Below are 15,082 nucleotides of genomic sequence, written 5' to 3'. Positions count from 1 at the left end.
ACTAAAACTTCTGCCCTCCGTCTCGAGAGAGGCACATTGGAAGACGACCGTGAGCGACTTTATCAACGTTAGAAGAAAATGTTAGAAAATTAGGAAAGCTCATGAAATCTACGATGATTATCGTAAGTCATGTCGTTAACGATGCAGTCACTCACGGCTTTGTGCCTGCAGCTAAAGCGATGGACCTTCACGTCGTTCTTATCACCGACCATAAGCTCAGCCATTTAGAGTTGGCGAGTCATGATAGTCACTTTAATCCGGATACCATTCTAGAATGTGATGTCTTCAACCCATTAGAACTCATCGAAACCATCACGGAGCATGAATTAAAGCCAGACGCTATTTTCAGCAATAGTGATCACTTACAAACTTCCACCGCCATCTGCGCGCAATTTTTTGGCCTCCCATCCAAAGATTGGTCTGTCACGTTAAAGGCCAAAAACAAACACTTAACTCGACAAGTGTTAAATGAAAAATCCTTACCCAACACACAAAGCTGTTTGCTGCATCGCCATTCGAATGTGGCATTAGGCATGGCCTTCCCTGTCGTAGCAAAACCCAAAGAAGGCGTGGCAAGTTTAGATGTACAGCGCTGTGACTCCCAAAGCGAGCTCGATGCTTACTGCGAGGCGTTTTGGCAAAAGCACCCAAACGCCGCCATTCTGGTGGAGCAGTTTCTTCAAGGACCGTTGGTTACGCTCGAAACTTTAGGAGACGGTAACCAACTTATCGCCGTGGGCGGTTTTGATGTGTCGCTCTCTGAGCCGCCTTACTTTATCGAAACCGCCGCAGACTGGAACGGACCAAACGGCATTGCTCACCGAGAAGCTTGCTTGGCTCAACTGAAAGCGTTCGGCGTTGGTTTTGGAGTTTGCCACAGCGAATTTATTATTACGGAAAATGGCCCGGTTCTGGTGGAAATTAACTACCGCAGTATTGGAGATGGCCGCGAATTCTTGCTCAACAATCTCGCTCCCTTCGGTTGGTTTAGCACGATTTTGGGTCTGCATCTGGGTCGAAGATTGGACGGCGATTACCAAATTCATGGGTCAGCGCACGTGCACTACATAGTTGCGGAACACAGTGGTGTGATTGACGGAGGTTCGACGTCGTTCATCCAACACGATGACGATATCATCACCCAGCAACAGGTACTAAAAACCGCTGGAGAACACTTCCAACAGAGTTATTCCAATAAGGATTATCTCGCCCGAATTTCGATTGTCTCACCATCAGGGCGAAACCTCGACCAAGCGCTGCAGAACGCGCTTAGCAATTTCGATCTCGCTCCGACTCGTGAGGTGGCAGCATGAATGACAACGCTTTGTATCTAACGCAACGATTGATCGACACTTGCTTGCGCGAAGACATGTTTGGCATTTTGTCGAAGGCCAAGTTCAGTAGAGACGCGCCAAAAGGGGTAATTGTTCCTCAAGACGAGCAAGTCTGGCTGATATTTGCCAACTCTGATTTCACGTTGTATTTACCTGTTGCGCCAACGTATTACATGCAGCACTGGCGCTACGGTCACGCCAATGACGAAACACCACCAGGTTGGTGGGTGGAGAAAAATGGCCAAATCGAGCATCAACAGCATTACAAAGAGTGGATTGCGCTACTAACGACACTGGCGCATGAGAGCTCTCACGAGTTGCTGGCGGGATACCTTCAAGAACTGGAATGTGCAGAGAAACACAAAGCGCTGTGTGACCAAGCGTTTCATCATCACGCAGACCACATTTCTCAACCAATATCCGAGCTTGGTTCTTGGCATCAAAAACTGCTGCTAGCCGACCAGATCGCTTCTTACCTTGACCACCCGTACTATCCAACTGCGCGGGCGAAGTTTGGTCTGAGCGATAAAGACCTTGCTAAGTACGCGCCCGAGTTTGCACCAAGCTTTGCTCTGCATTGGATTGCGATTGAAAAATCACTGGTGACATTAACCAGCGAACAACCTGATTGCTGGCCAACCATGGAGCAAGTTGGGCTTCCTGCTGATTTTGCACTGAGCCACGTACTGTTCCCTGCGCATCCGCTCACCCTGCGATCTTTAGAAGCCTTACCCGAAGGTATGATAGAAGCGCCTTTAACGTATCTAGACGTGACGCCGACGCTTTCCGTTCGTACTGTGGTCGTCAACGAGGCACCGCACATTCACATCAAGGTTCCGCTGATCATGCGATCGCTAGGCACGAAAAATATTCGCTTAATCAAGCCTTCAACACTGTATGACGGCCACTGGTTTGAACGCCTACTCAGCCACCTTGAACAAACGGACGCCGACTTAAACAGTCGCTTGTTCCATTGCAACGAAAAACACGGTGGACACATCGGCGAGGATAAAACCTTCGCGTACATCGTACGTGAGTACCCACTTACTCATTGCGAAGACAAAGCGTTAGTTCCGGTTGCAGCACTAGCAAGCCCAATGCCTGACGACCGCTTGTTCTTAGAACATTTGGCAGAACATTACTATCAACAAGATACGCTGGCGTGGTTCCAAGATTACGTCGATCTATTATGCCAAGTGCACCTCACCTTGTGGCTTCGTTATGGCATCGCATTGGAGTCCAACCAGCAAAACGCCATCGTTGCATTTGATCAACAGGGCAGAATGACGCTCGCGATGAAAGACAACGACGCGGCGCGAGTTTGGCCAGAGCGCTTCCGCTTTGCAACAGACCATGCTGCCGAAAAACACGGCGCAAAAACAATTCCAGTGGATTGCGATGAACTGCTCGACCAACGCATCAAAGTCGACAATGAATTGGCGCTCGGTCAGATGTTTACCACCATCACACTGCAACTGGATATCGCAGCGATTGTAGAATCTATGGCAGCGAAGGGCATTGCCTCTTCAGCATCGCTTTACGCCATCGTGGCCAAAAGCATTGCAGAGCAACTCAACCGATTGGAAGGCGAAGGGTTAGAGACAAAACTGGCACGCGAGTTACTGCAAGAGGCGCCTGATTTGTACGCCAAGTACTTGTTGAGCTCTGGCAGTTTGCTCTCGAAAGAAGCCTCCGGCGCGAGTGACATCAATAAGTTCTATGGTTTGTCGGCTCCGAACTTCTTGCTGCTTTCTAACGAAGAAGCGCAACGCGCCTACTTAGAAGCCATCAAAAAAAGCGTACGTTAAACGATTATGACCAAACTCATCTACAGTGTGTTGTTGTGCCACTTTATCGCTGCGTTTGCCGCGTTAGGTATGCCGCTATTTCTACCCGTCGTGTTGCCAACGTTAGGCGCAAGCATTGATGCGGACTGGGCAGGGGTATTGTTTATCCTACCTACGTTTTGTACTGCGTTGGCGGCGCGATTTTGGGGCAACTTTGCCGATCGCTACGGTCGCCGCCTCTCACTCTTGCGTGCGCAACTTGGCCTTGCAGCAGGGTTTGCGCTGTGCGGCTTGGCAGACAACCTCGCCATGTTTGTGTTTGGTCTTATTGTTCAAGGAACCTTTGGCGGCACCATGGCCGCCTCGAACAGCTACTTATCTAGTCAAATTAAAGAAGCCAAAACACTCGGCAAGTCACTCAATAAAACCCAACTATCTGCTCGCTTGGCGCTGATCGTTGCGCCCATTGGGCTCGGCTGGAGCTTGTCAGAGACCAACCCGCTCAACGCGTACCTGTGGTTATGCGTTTTGCCTTTAATTGCTATGGGCATCACGCTAACACTGCCAGCGGATAAACCCGCCGACCAAAACCTCGAAAAGCCAAACTCAGAACCTCAGCAAGAAAAACCGGTTGCACAGAAAAACGCAATGCATGCCATTCGTTGGATCTTCTTTGCTCAATTCGGGTTTGCGTTTTCTATGGTGGTGACCTTTCCTTACTTCTCGCCGTTTGTGCAGCAATATGGCATCACTAACCACGCATGGATCGGTTTTTTGTACGCACTGCCGCATGGCGTCTATCTGTTGCTGGCAGGAAAAATTCACGTGTTGTCAGATGGGTTGAATCGCCATCAACCGCTGCGCACGTTATGGCTTGGGTTTGCATTGCTTGCCGTGAGCTCTGCCTTGCATTTGATTGCGTCCGAAACCGCACTCATTGCTGCGAGAATTATCTTCGGCATCGCGATGGTGTGTTGTTATCACGGATTGCATCAGCATCTTGCGAGCAATCTGGATCGCAAACTCAGTGGCAAAGTATTTTCTCGCTTTGATGCCATGTCCAAATGGGGTGGCGTGGCAGCGGGATTTTGCGCTTCTTTCATTTCTAGCTTGGGGCTACTTGAGGTTCCTTTCCTACTTTCTGCGATAGTCAGCGTAATCACCTTGATCGCGCTGGTTCTCCACTCAAAATTTGGAAATCAACATGTTACAAACTCAATCCTCTCAGACTAGCGAGTTGCGCGCACATGAGGTGCAGCTCAACCGTGAGAAAGCCCAACTCAACACGATAATGGGTGTTCTTAATTGTTACTTACGTGAATTTGCGCTACCGAATCAACAAGTGGAATGGCACTACCAATCGACATCGCTACCCCAAACGTTAAAACGCAACTATCCCGCTAAACAGCGGATAGCCGTTCATCTTTCTCAACAAAATGGCGTGCTGGTTTTGCCGATTCACTACGCGAGCAAACTGGGCAAAATCAAATTGGCAGAACTGCCTTGGGCGAAAATGCCGGGATCTGGTTGGGCGAAATTGGATGCCACGCAAACTCTTACGCTTTTGCTTAACTATCTCAAGCAGGTATTGGCGATCCCGTTTAACCATGAGCTGATCGAACAACTAGAAAATAGCGTGCTGGTTACCGAGCAGTTTCTCAACGTCGCGCCCAAATCGCATCACAACGAATTTATCGCTTCGGAACAATCTCTGATTTGGGGGCATACTTTCCATCCGACCCCGAAAAGTCGTTCGGGCGTCACCATGGATGATCTCTTGGCGTTTTCTCCAGAAGTCGGCGCGCAAGTCCCGTTGTACTGGTTTGAAGTGGATACGTCCTTACTTGATGTGCTGAGTTCCGACGGAGAAGCTAACCCTGCGCAGCGCATGCTACAACGGCTCGCGCCACAACACGCCACCAGCAATGGGAAGACCCTCTACCCTTGTCATCCTTGGGAAAGCTACACCATTTTGAGTAACCCAAGCGTGAAGCGCGCCATTGAACAAGGCAAGATCACGCCACTGGGTTTAGGTGGTGAAAAGATGCAGCCGACCTCTTCAGTTCGTACCCTCTACCACCCTGACATGGACTGGTTTGCGAAATTCTCCATCAACGTACGATTAACCAATTGCGTGCGCAAAAACGCGTGGTACGAACTCGACAGCGCCGTGCAACTCACGTCGATTCTCAAACCAATTAGAGAAAACGAACAGCTGCACAACCCCGTATTTAAAGTGATGACAGAGCCTTACGCCACCACGTTGAATCTAGAAAGTGTCGCTGAGCACAACTGGGACGACAACACCAAAGCACGCGAATCGTTTGGGATTTTGTATCGCGAAAATTTCTCGCTGAGCGAAGTCGACATCTTGAAACCAACCCTCGCTGGCGCTCTGTTTGCTTACGATAATAACGGCAACAGTCGCATTGCTCAACGCCTTAAAAACAAAGCGCGTACTACGCAAAATCGCTATTCCGACATCGCGACACTTTGGTTTGAACGCTATTTGCATTGCCTGATCCCGGGCGTATTTAATTACTACTTCAAACACGGGGTGGCGTTTGAGCCGCATTTGCAAAACACCCTGATTGGCTTTGAGCAAGAGATGCCGTGTTGTGTTTGGATTCGTGATTTGGAAGGCACTAAATTACTGCCGGAGTTCTGGCCAGCAGAAACATTAACTGACTTGTCTGAACGCGCACGACAATCGGTTTACTACAGTCGCGAACAAGGCTGGAATCGCATCGGATACTGCACCTTTATCAACAACATCAGCGAAGCGATTTTCTTCATCGCAGAAGGTGATGAGCCACTAGAGCAAACGCTGTGGAATGCGGTGCAAAGTGCCATTGTGCATTGGCAATCAGTGAATGGAAAACAACCGGAACTAGAAACGTTGCTAAATGGCGGTCACTTCCCAAGCAAAAATAATTTCACCACACGTTTGATGCAAAAAGCCGATAAGGAGTCGGGCTATACCCAAGTCGCCGCACCTTGGCAACAAAACGAAAAAGGAGCGCAACATGCCTAACTCACTCTCTCTACCGACACGCGTTAGCCAACAAGTTCACACGCTCGCACAGCAGCAAAATCAGCCCTTGTGCGCGTACGTGTATGACCTAAACGCCTTAGAAAAACACATCAAACAACTGCGTCACGTTTTGCCGAAAAATGTCGAGCTATTTTACGCAGCCAAAGCCAATCCATCGGGCCCGATTCTCAAAACGCTCGCGCCGTATGTCGATGGTTTTGAAGCGGCATCTGGCGGGGAGTTGGCACACCTCCACCAGCAGCAACTCGATAAGCCATTGATCTTCGGTGGCCCAGGAAAAATGCCAAGTGAATTGCAACAAGCGATTGATCTTGATGTTGATGCAATTCATGTCGAAAGCCTCACCGAGCTGCAACGCATTGGTGCGCTAACCGAGCGCCTCAACCGCCCTGCTTCGATCTTTTTGCGTATGAACATTGATATTGGCGACATCACGCTCAGCAAGTTGGCAATGGGCGGCAAGCCGACTCCGTTTGGCTTGGACGAGTCCGAACTGAGCAATGCTTTGATGTTGCTGCGCGATTTCCCGCAAGTGTCACTCAAAGGCTTCCATTTTCACTTGATGTCGCATCAGCTTGATGTTGAACGCCACTTAGCGTTAATGCAGCGCTATTTCCAAGTCGTGAAGGCGTGGCAGCAGGAGTTCGAACTCGGTGAGCTGATGATCAACTTGGGCGGCGGCATGGGCATCAACTACCAAAACCCTGAGCAACACTTTCCGTGGATGGAGTTTTGCGACAAGTTGGAATTCCTCATCGCTAAAGAGCAAGTGCAAGATTGGACACTGCGTTTTGAATGCGGACGTTTCATCACGGCGGCATGCGGTTATTACGTGATGGAAGTACTGGATATTAAGCAAAATCTTGGCGAAAACTTTGTCATCGCGCGCGGAGGAACTCACCACTTCCGCACGCCAGCGGCGCAGAGTCATGACCATCCATTCGTCATCCTGAAAAGCGAGCAACACCATGAGATTTCTCACCCAATTCAGCATGCACAAGCGACCTTTGTCGGCCAGCTTTGTACGCCCAAAGATGTGCTGGCACGCAATCAACACGTCGCCCACGTCGATATTGGTGATTACGTTGTGTTTACCTTAGCGGGCGCCTATGCGTGGAACATTTCCCATCAAAACTTCTTGATGCATGAACCGCCGATCTTCCACTATTTTTAAACGGCATACTTCGCTTCATTCAAGCCCCAATCATTGGGGCTTTTTTATTCTTCAACATAACAAGCAGCCCTAATACAGCACTCTACTTCGCCGCCGCGTGGGTTAAATTGCCCAGCACGCCGCTGATTTTGTTCAATACCTCGTCACAGCCTTCAATATGATGGCGCTGCTTTAAATACATAGGATCGTTATAAGCTAACCACGTTTTGCCTTCAGCATCTTCATACACCAACACTTTTTGGGGTAAATCGAGCGCCACTTCCTGCGCACAGATCATCAGTGGCGTGCCCACTTTAGGGTTTCCAAACACGATAACTTCGGTTGGTCGCAACGTCATATCGACTTTCGTGGCATTCTCTTGATGGTTAATGCGCGCAAAGACGTTCAACCCTTTTTCTTGCGCGATAGCGACAAATTTATCCGCCGTATCTTTTGCTGAATGCGTGCTCGCAACGGTTACCACACCCTCACCAGCCAACGCACTCAATGACGTCAACGCCACGACCAACCCGATGATTACTTTTTTCATTTGTCGTCCCTTCCTCTCTCTGAGTCGAAAACTAGATATAGAAAAACCAAGTGTAGGAAAACTATAGAAGTCAGATTCCGCTATCGCGAATTGCACTCTACCCACTCAAGAGTCGACCGTGTAACACGGATAAATTGATTCAGATTAATAAAGCATTAACTAGCCGAGCATCAAAAGCGTGAAATACGTAACATTTGCAGCCTATTTTAGTAAGAAAGAGAAAAGTAGTGACACGCGATCAATTTGAGTTATTAGCACCCGGTGGTGATTTAGATTCCATCAAAGCCGCCATTGCCGCTGGCGCCGATGCAATTTACTGTGGGCTCGACCGCTTCAATGCTCGTAACCGAGCGACCAACCTCACCTTAGATAACTTAAATGGCGTGTTAACGTTGGCCCATCAGCACAGCTGTAAGATTTTCCTAACGTTGAATGTGCTGATTTTAGAAAGTGAAATTCCAGCGATTGTTCGCTTGCTCAGCCAACTGAACACCACCAAAATCGATGGCGTGATCGTACAAGATCTCGGTCTGGCCTACATTCTCAAACATCACTTTCCCGATTTGGATGTGCACGCTTCAACGCAACTGAACACGCATAACGAAGGCCAAATCCTCTTTCTCAACCAGCTCACCGCAAGCCGAGTAAACTTATCTCGCGAACTTAACATCAGTGAGATAAAACATCTGGCGCAATTTGGTCGCGAGCACAACGTAATGATGGAAGTGTTTGTCCACGGCTCATACTGCATCGGATTCTCCGGAATTTGCTACATCAGTTCCGCTCGCAATGGCGCATCAGGTAACCGTGGACGCTGTAGCCAACCTTGTCGCGAACAGTACGAAACGACCAAAACAGGCAACAACTACCCACTCAATATGAAAGACAACTCCGCCTTTGGGGACTTGGAAGCGCTTGCCGATGCTGGCGTGTATTCATTAAAAGTGGAAGGGCGAATCAAGAAATCGCACTACGTCTATACCGTGGTCGACAATTGGCGCCAGCAAATCGATCGCTTGTGCGAGGGTTTGGAACTCTCTGAAGACACCACAGAGTTATACACGGTGTTCAACCGTGATTTCTCCAACGCATTTTTGCAAGGTGATTTCGGCAAGGCGATGTACATCGACAACCCGCGCGACCATGCTGTAAAGCATTTTTCGAAGGTTTACCAATGCCAGTCTGCTGATGATGTACAAGCGGTGAAAAAGAAACTCTACGATGACAAAACCGCGATCATTGAGAAAGTGGCAGAGCAAACTAAGTCGTTCGATGTCACTTCAACACAAGTATCCGGCAGCAGCTTGAAAGGGTCGATTGATGTGCCAACTCTGCCAACGTTACCTCAACCAGAACCTCGCCAAGGTGCGCCAAAATTATCGGTTCTGATCTCGTCAGCACAAGAAGCCATGCTGTGCGAATACCACGACGTTGATGTTTACTATCAATTGCCAATGGGATTGTCTGGTGAACTGAGCGCGATGATTGAATTGTTCCAAGCCAACCCAATGCTCAAACCTTGGTTCCCAGCCATTTTGATTGGCGAAGACTACCACGCCGCGCGCGTATTTTTGGAAACCATCCAACCTGAGTTGTTGATCACCAACAACTCAGGTGTCGGCATGATCGCAAAAGAGCTCGGCTTAGGCTGGGTGGCAGGCCCACAACTGAACACGGTGAACTCATACGCGTTTAAATGCCTTCAAGATGAGTTCGCGGCAAGTGGCGCGTTTGTTTCTAACGAGCTGAATATGAAGCAGGTGCGTCACATAAAGCGTCCGAAAAACATGCGCAGCTTCTACAGCATTTATCACCCGAACACTCTACTCACGAGCCGCCAATGTTTGTTTCAACAAACCGAAGGATGCCGTAAGGTGAAGGTCAACAAAAGTTGTTTGAAACGCTGTGATAAACGCACGTCTATCATCAACTTAAAAGACAATCCTTACTTGGTGCAAAAACAAAAAGGCAGCCACAATTCAATCTACAGCGAGCACAACATCTTAAACCTGCAAGTGCTGCACGATCTGCCGCAATTGTTTACCGATGTGTTGATCGATCTGCGTGATATCCAGACCGAAACGAAAGTCTCAGCAAGCAAACCTGAGTTGATTGACGCGTTCTTAGCTCTACTTGAAGATCACAGTGAACAAGCCGTCCAAACGCTGAATGACATGATTCAACCAACAGCCAACGCGCAGTATTTGAAGGGGTTGTAGGCGGTACTTGAAAGTTAAACAACGCATCCACTCTCAACATATCTTGAACACACACAGTGCACTGACTACAATAGCGCACTTTTTACGGAATTTAGGTCACACAAAATGACAGATACAGCTAAACCAGCTCTACCAGATCGCCTAGCGGGTAACCCACGTAGCCCATTCTTCATCAAAGAATGCTTCGAGCACCAAATCGGTATTCGTATCAACGGCCAAGAGCGTACTGACGTAGAAGAATACTGCATCAGCGAAGGTTGGGTAAAAATTGCTTCTCCTAAAGCAAAAGACCGTTTCGGTAACCCAATGCTAATCAAGCTTAAAGGCGAAGTTGAAGCGTACTACGTGTAAGCTGACCACGCTTAATATCTTTGAAAGCTCGAGTCTGACTCGGGCTTTTTTAATGCCTGTCATATCCCTTCCTCATTTAATCTATTCCCTCTTCTTTTCAGTACAAGTTATTAAGAAATCGATGTAAATCGCTGTTTTTATCTGATTGTTGTCTAAAGTTTCTAGAGAACTAACTGCAATAGCCATTGCCAAAAGAAACGACACCTTTTGAATACAGGGAGAGGAAATGGAAAGCCCACTGGTCACACTCAAACACGCCAGCAAAAGCTTTGTCGATGGCAAAGAGACACATCGCGTGTTGGAAGGCGTCGACTTTACGTTGAACACAGGAGCGAGTGTTGCGCTGACAGGCGCAAGTGGCAGCGGCAAAAGTACCTTACTCAATGTCATCGCTGGCTTTGAGCCACTTTCCGAAGGTGAGTTGTGGTTAGATGGTGATAACACGGCGGCTTGGAAAGACCCGCAATGGAGCCGATTTCGACACCAAAAACTCGGTGTTATTTTTCAGCAATTCAACCTATTAACGCCGCTCAACGTGCAGCAAAACATCGCCTTCCCTCTACATTTGAATCAACAAAAATGGAATGACTGGTGCGATTATTTGGTCGAGACTCTAGGCATCAGCCAACTGCTTGATAGACATGTTTCTGCCCTTTCCGGTGGTCAACAACAACGAGTCGCGATTGCGCGCGCTTTAGCACACAAACCTAAACTGCTACTTGCTGATGAACCCACAGGTAACCTCGACCAAAAAGCAGGCTTGGAAGTGATGAAACTGCTCAGTGAAATCACCACCCAGGGCAATACGGCGGTGCTATTGGTAACACACAGCCATGAATGCGCTGAATTTATGAAAGCACGGCTGCGATTGGATAACAGTCAGCTACAGAACAGTCATCAAGTAAACAAACATGAGCTTCGCCATGAAGCAAGCTAAGCTATCAACCACCAGATTCACACATACTCGACTCGCCCTGGATCTGTTTGCGGCACATTATCGACAAGCACCACTGCAAGCCGCCGCGATTCTGATCGGTATCGTGTTGGCTGTTACCTTATTTGTTGCGGTGCAAGCCATCAACCTCAATGCCAAACGAAGTTATGCGGAATCTACCGAGCAGCTTAGCGCACAAGCTCAGAACTTAATTATTCCACCAGCAGGGCAAAACTATCTGCCCGAGTCTCTTTATTTCACCCTTAGACAAAACGGGCTCAGTGCAGCACTACCTGTAATCGAAGGGCGAGTGAGAGACGAACAAGGTCGTCGTTGGTCAGTACAAGGTAGCGAGTTAATTGCTGCCATCTCTTCACGTTCGCGCTACTCAACGGATAACAAGCAAAAGTCATCAGATAACCAACAGAACGTGTCTTTGTTCGACAGTGCTTTGCCTCTACCTGAGCTTTTAGCTGGCAAGCCAATCGTGATGATGAGCCAATCTCAACATCAAAACTTAGGAGAGGTAGAAACCCTAACTCTGGACGACATTCCAACCCAAGTGGTGGTGTTGCCTGACGAATGGCAGTTAGGTAGCCGAATGTTGATGGACATTGGCTTTGCCCAGCAACTGCTCAATAAAAAAGGGCAGCTCAGTTACATTGCGGTTTTCCATTCGGGTGATAAAGGGAATAAAGACACGCAAGCAAATTGGCAAAGCATCATTGGCGAGCAAGGACAATGGATTTCCAATAATCAAAGCACAGACCTTGGCTCACTGACCGACAGCTTTCACCTCAATCTCACCGCAATGAGCTTACTCGCGTTTTTAGTCGGGCTGTTTATTGCTTACAACGGCGTTAAGTACAGCTTGCTTAAACGCAATCGGCTGTTAGTGCAGATTCAACAGGCGGGCGTTGCGCCGAGCATTGTGCTCTCTGCGCTGTTAGTTGAACTCACTGTTCTCGTTACCATCGGCGCTTCCCTCGGTTTTGTATTGGGCATGCAGCTTAGCCATTGGCTACATCCGACCGTGGCACTGACTCTAGAACAACTTTATGGCGCGACACTTCTGCCCGGAACTTGGCAGTGGCAATGGTGGGCGCAAGCGCTGCTGCTCACGTTAACCGCAACCCTGTTGGCGTGTTGGCAGCACTTTAAACAGCGAGTGCGCCAACCGCTTTCCTCTCATGGCGGGTTTTATCAAGCGCCTGAAGCCTCTAACGAAAACCAATTGTTCGTGATAGGTGCTGCGTTGACAGCTCTCGCACTTGCAGGGTTATGGCAGAGTGAGCACCACCGCTTCACCATGGCGTGGCTCGGCGTGCTTGTGGTGTCGATTCCTTTATATCTACCTAAAACACTCAGCGTATTAGCCAATTGGTGCGAGAAGCGCACCAATTCCGGTTTGATGCAGTATCTTTTTGCTGAGTTGCGCGAGCTGATTTCTCCGCTTTCTCTCGCCATGATGGCACTGCTACTCGCCGTTACAGCCAATATGGGGATGAATACGCTAGTGGGCAGTTTTGAATCCACCTTAAAACAGTGGTTAGAACAAAGGCTACACGCCGATATTTACGTCAGCCCTGCCCAAGGAGAAATCGCTGATGTAGAGCGCGCGTTAGGGCAGTTCAATAATGTTGAGACCGTCTACAAGCAATACTACGTCGACGATAACCTGCAAGGCTTACCGATTTTGCTTGGTACCAAAGACAAAGACACCTTAGAACAAACCATGGTGTTCAAATCGCATTTGGAGAACTTCTGGTCACGCTTTTACCAAGGTGAGTTGGTCGCTATCAGTGAACCAACCGCGGTCAAACTGGGTTTATCACTGGGTAGCGCGCTCACGCTTGATGCCGTTCCAAATAAGAACCTGCTTGTGGGTGCGGTATTCCACGATTACGGCTCACCCAACGGTGAAGTGTTATTGGCACCCAAATTATGGCAAGAGAGTGGCTTTACCGACCTGCCAACAAGCCTTGGCATTAAAGTATCAGGAGACCCACAAATCGTATACGAGCAACTGCGCGAGCAATTGAATCTGCATCCAAGTCAGCTCTACGATCAGGCGCAAATCAAATCCATCGCGTTGGATATTTTCTCGCAGACCTTCGCCATTACGCGTGCGCTCAACGGCGTGACGTTGATGGTCGCGGTGATTGGCTTGTTCAGTGCTTGTTTCATGTTGCTCGACGCGCGTAAAGCCGCCATTGCAAGGCTGTATGCACTTGGCGTTAGTCGTCGCAAATTAATGACCATGGTGGTCGGACAGATCGTCGCTTTGGTCAGTTTTACTCTGGTTATCACCCTACCTTTAGGAGCCATGGTGGGATATGTGCTGACAGATATTGTCACCTTGCGCGCTTTTGGTTGGAGCTTAAATTATCTATGGAATTGGAGCGATGCCCTCAGTATTGCGGCGATCACCATCTTGGTGGCGGTGATTGCAACTTTGATTCCGCTGTGGCGATTGGTCAGTAAGCCTGTCATGTCCAGTTTGCAAAGCGAGGTGTTGTGATGGTTCGATTAGCAAGCAAACTTACTCTGCTCATAAGCAGCTTGATCCTATTTGGATGTGAAGATGCCCAACAAAAAAATATGAGCACACAAAATATGGGCACGTTGCTGGGCAGTGGAGAAACACAAAGCGAAAGCAACCTATTCACACCCGTAGAAAAAGGGGTTGAACTCACCTTCCCAGCAGACCATCAAGCACACCCGAATTTTCGTCATGAATGGTGGTATTTAACCGCCAACTTAATCGATGCAGACGGCACTCCACTTGGCGTTCAATGGACACAATTTCGCTTTGCTGCTGCGCCACTAAAAGGCGAAGATGACGTGAAGAAAACCGAATGGCAAGCTCAACAAATCTACATGGCGCACAGCGCAGTGACGACCGCAGACAAACACTATGCAGATGAAAAATGGTCACGCGCTCAAGCGTCCTTAGCCGGCGTCGATAGCTCTCCATTTCGTGTTTACCTCGATGATTGGCAGTGGACCTCTTCAACCAACGACCTCTTCCCTGCCACGCTAAATGCCAATTCAGAGCAGTTTGGCTACTCACTAAAACTGACCAGCAGCGCACCTTATCAAAAGCAAGGCGAGCAAGGTTACAGCACCAAAAGTGCCGATGGTCAGGTGGCTTCGTATTACTACAGCCAACCGTTTATTGATGTCTCCGGTGAAGTCACCATCGACGGCGAAACTCATCAAGTGTCGGGTGAAGGCTGGATAGATCGAGAGTGGAGCTCGCAATTCTTACTCGACTCACAACAAGGCTGGGACTGGTTTGCTCTGAGGTTGAGTGACAAAACCAGCTTGGTGGTGTTCCAGTTGCGGGATTCCAAAACCGGACAAGCTAGTTACGCCAGCGCAAAGCTGATGCAGCAAGATGGCTCTGGCATCGCCATTTCTCAAAAAGACATTCGCTTAATAGCAACCAAGCAAACAGAAATCCAAGGGCGAAAGTATCCAACCCAGTGGCAAGTGTCGATTCCAAATCAGCAAATTGAGCTTACCGTTTCTGCTCTCAACCCGAACGCGAAAATGCCGCTTTCGGTACCTTATTGGGAAGGCCCAGTACGTATTGAGGGCTCTCATTCTGGGACTGGTTACATGGAGCTAACGGGGTATTGAAATGTTGAGCGGGAGCCCCAATTATTCTACTAGAACAAATACTGGCAACCAAGT

At 48.7% G+C, this 15,082-nt stretch carries 11 protein-coding genes; 10 read left to right on the top strand and 1 reads right to left on the bottom strand.

Annotation, left to right across the window (positions count from 1 at the left end; all coding sequences use genetic code 11):
• Nucleotides 1-101: 101 nt before the first annotated feature.
• From R7O12_RS04410 to R7O12_RS04390, 5 genes are read left to right on the top strand one after another with little or no spacing between them, the layout of a single operon-like run.
• A complete protein-coding gene (locus R7O12_RS04410; RefSeq protein ID WP_318103809.1) occupies nt 102-1,313 on the top strand; it encodes a hypothetical protein in 1,212 nt (403 codons plus the stop codon).
• On the top strand, nt 1,310-3,142 hold the full coding sequence (locus tag R7O12_RS04405; RefSeq protein WP_318125652.1) for an IucA/IucC family protein: 1,833 nt from the start codon (nt 1,310-1,312) through the stop codon (nt 3,140-3,142). Before R7O12_RS04410 ends, R7O12_RS04405 begins: the two co-directional genes overlap by 4 nt.
• Before the next feature lie 6 nt (nt 3,143-3,148).
• Nucleotides 3,149-4,354 (top strand): MFS transporter, encoded by a 1,206-nt coding sequence (locus R7O12_RS04400; protein WP_005374702.1) that lies wholly within the window; start codon nt 3,149-3,151, stop codon nt 4,352-4,354.
• Entirely contained in the window at nt 4,326-6,155 is a 1,830-nt protein-coding gene (locus R7O12_RS04395; RefSeq protein WP_318125651.1) for an IucA/IucC family protein, read from the top strand. Before R7O12_RS04400 ends, R7O12_RS04395 begins: the two co-directional genes overlap by 29 nt.
• Nucleotides 6,148-7,350 (top strand): type III PLP-dependent enzyme, encoded by a 1,203-nt coding sequence (locus tag R7O12_RS04390; RefSeq protein ID WP_318125650.1) that lies wholly within the window; start codon nt 6,148-6,150, stop codon nt 7,348-7,350. The genes R7O12_RS04395 and R7O12_RS04390 overlap by 8 nt, the downstream gene beginning before the upstream one ends.
• Nucleotides 7,351-7,432: 82 nt before the next feature.
• Here the strand turns inward: R7O12_RS04390 and R7O12_RS04385 are convergent, their stop codons facing one another.
• Nucleotides 7,433-7,879, bottom strand: a complete 447-nt coding sequence (locus R7O12_RS04385) for a DUF302 domain-containing protein (RefSeq protein ID WP_017634511.1) — start codon at nt 7,877-7,879, stop codon at nt 7,433-7,435.
• A gap of 227 nt (nt 7,880-8,106) precedes the next feature.
• Between R7O12_RS04385 and R7O12_RS04380 the strand changes: the two genes are divergently transcribed.
• From R7O12_RS04380 to R7O12_RS04360, 5 genes are all read left to right on the top strand, one after another.
• Nucleotides 8,107-10,098 (top strand): U32 family peptidase, encoded by a 1,992-nt coding sequence (locus R7O12_RS04380; protein ID WP_285334796.1) that lies wholly within the window; start codon nt 8,107-8,109, stop codon nt 10,096-10,098.
• Nucleotides 10,099-10,203: 105 nt separating this feature from the next.
• Entirely contained in the window at nt 10,204-10,449 is a 246-nt protein-coding gene (locus R7O12_RS04375; RefSeq protein WP_005374689.1) for a DUF3297 family protein, read from the top strand.
• Nucleotides 10,450-10,675: 226 nt separating this feature from the next.
• Nucleotides 10,676-11,386: an ABC transporter ATP-binding protein gene (locus R7O12_RS04370; RefSeq protein WP_047102441.1), complete on the top strand. Its 711-nt coding sequence runs from the start codon at nt 10,676-10,678 to the stop codon at nt 11,384-11,386.
• Nucleotides 11,373-13,904 carry an ABC transporter permease gene (locus tag R7O12_RS04365; protein ID WP_318125673.1) on the top strand — a complete coding sequence of 844 codons (2,532 nt, stop codon included), beginning with the start codon at nt 11,373-11,375 and terminating at the stop codon, nt 13,902-13,904. The genes R7O12_RS04370 and R7O12_RS04365 overlap by 14 nt, the downstream gene beginning before the upstream one ends.
• The gene (locus tag R7O12_RS04360; RefSeq protein WP_318125649.1) at nt 13,904-15,028 is read left to right on the top strand and encodes a lipocalin-like domain-containing protein; all 1,125 of its coding nucleotides are present in this window, start codon (nt 13,904-13,906) and stop codon (nt 15,026-15,028) included. Before R7O12_RS04365 ends, R7O12_RS04360 begins: the two co-directional genes overlap by 1 nt.
• The last annotated feature ends 54 nt before the right edge of the window (nt 15,029-15,082 follow it).

The sequence above is a fragment of the Vibrio sp. Vb1574 genome (assembly GCF_033338675.1).
Note: the sequence above shows the minus strand (reverse complement) of the source record. Positions and strands in the feature narration are given on the sequence as shown.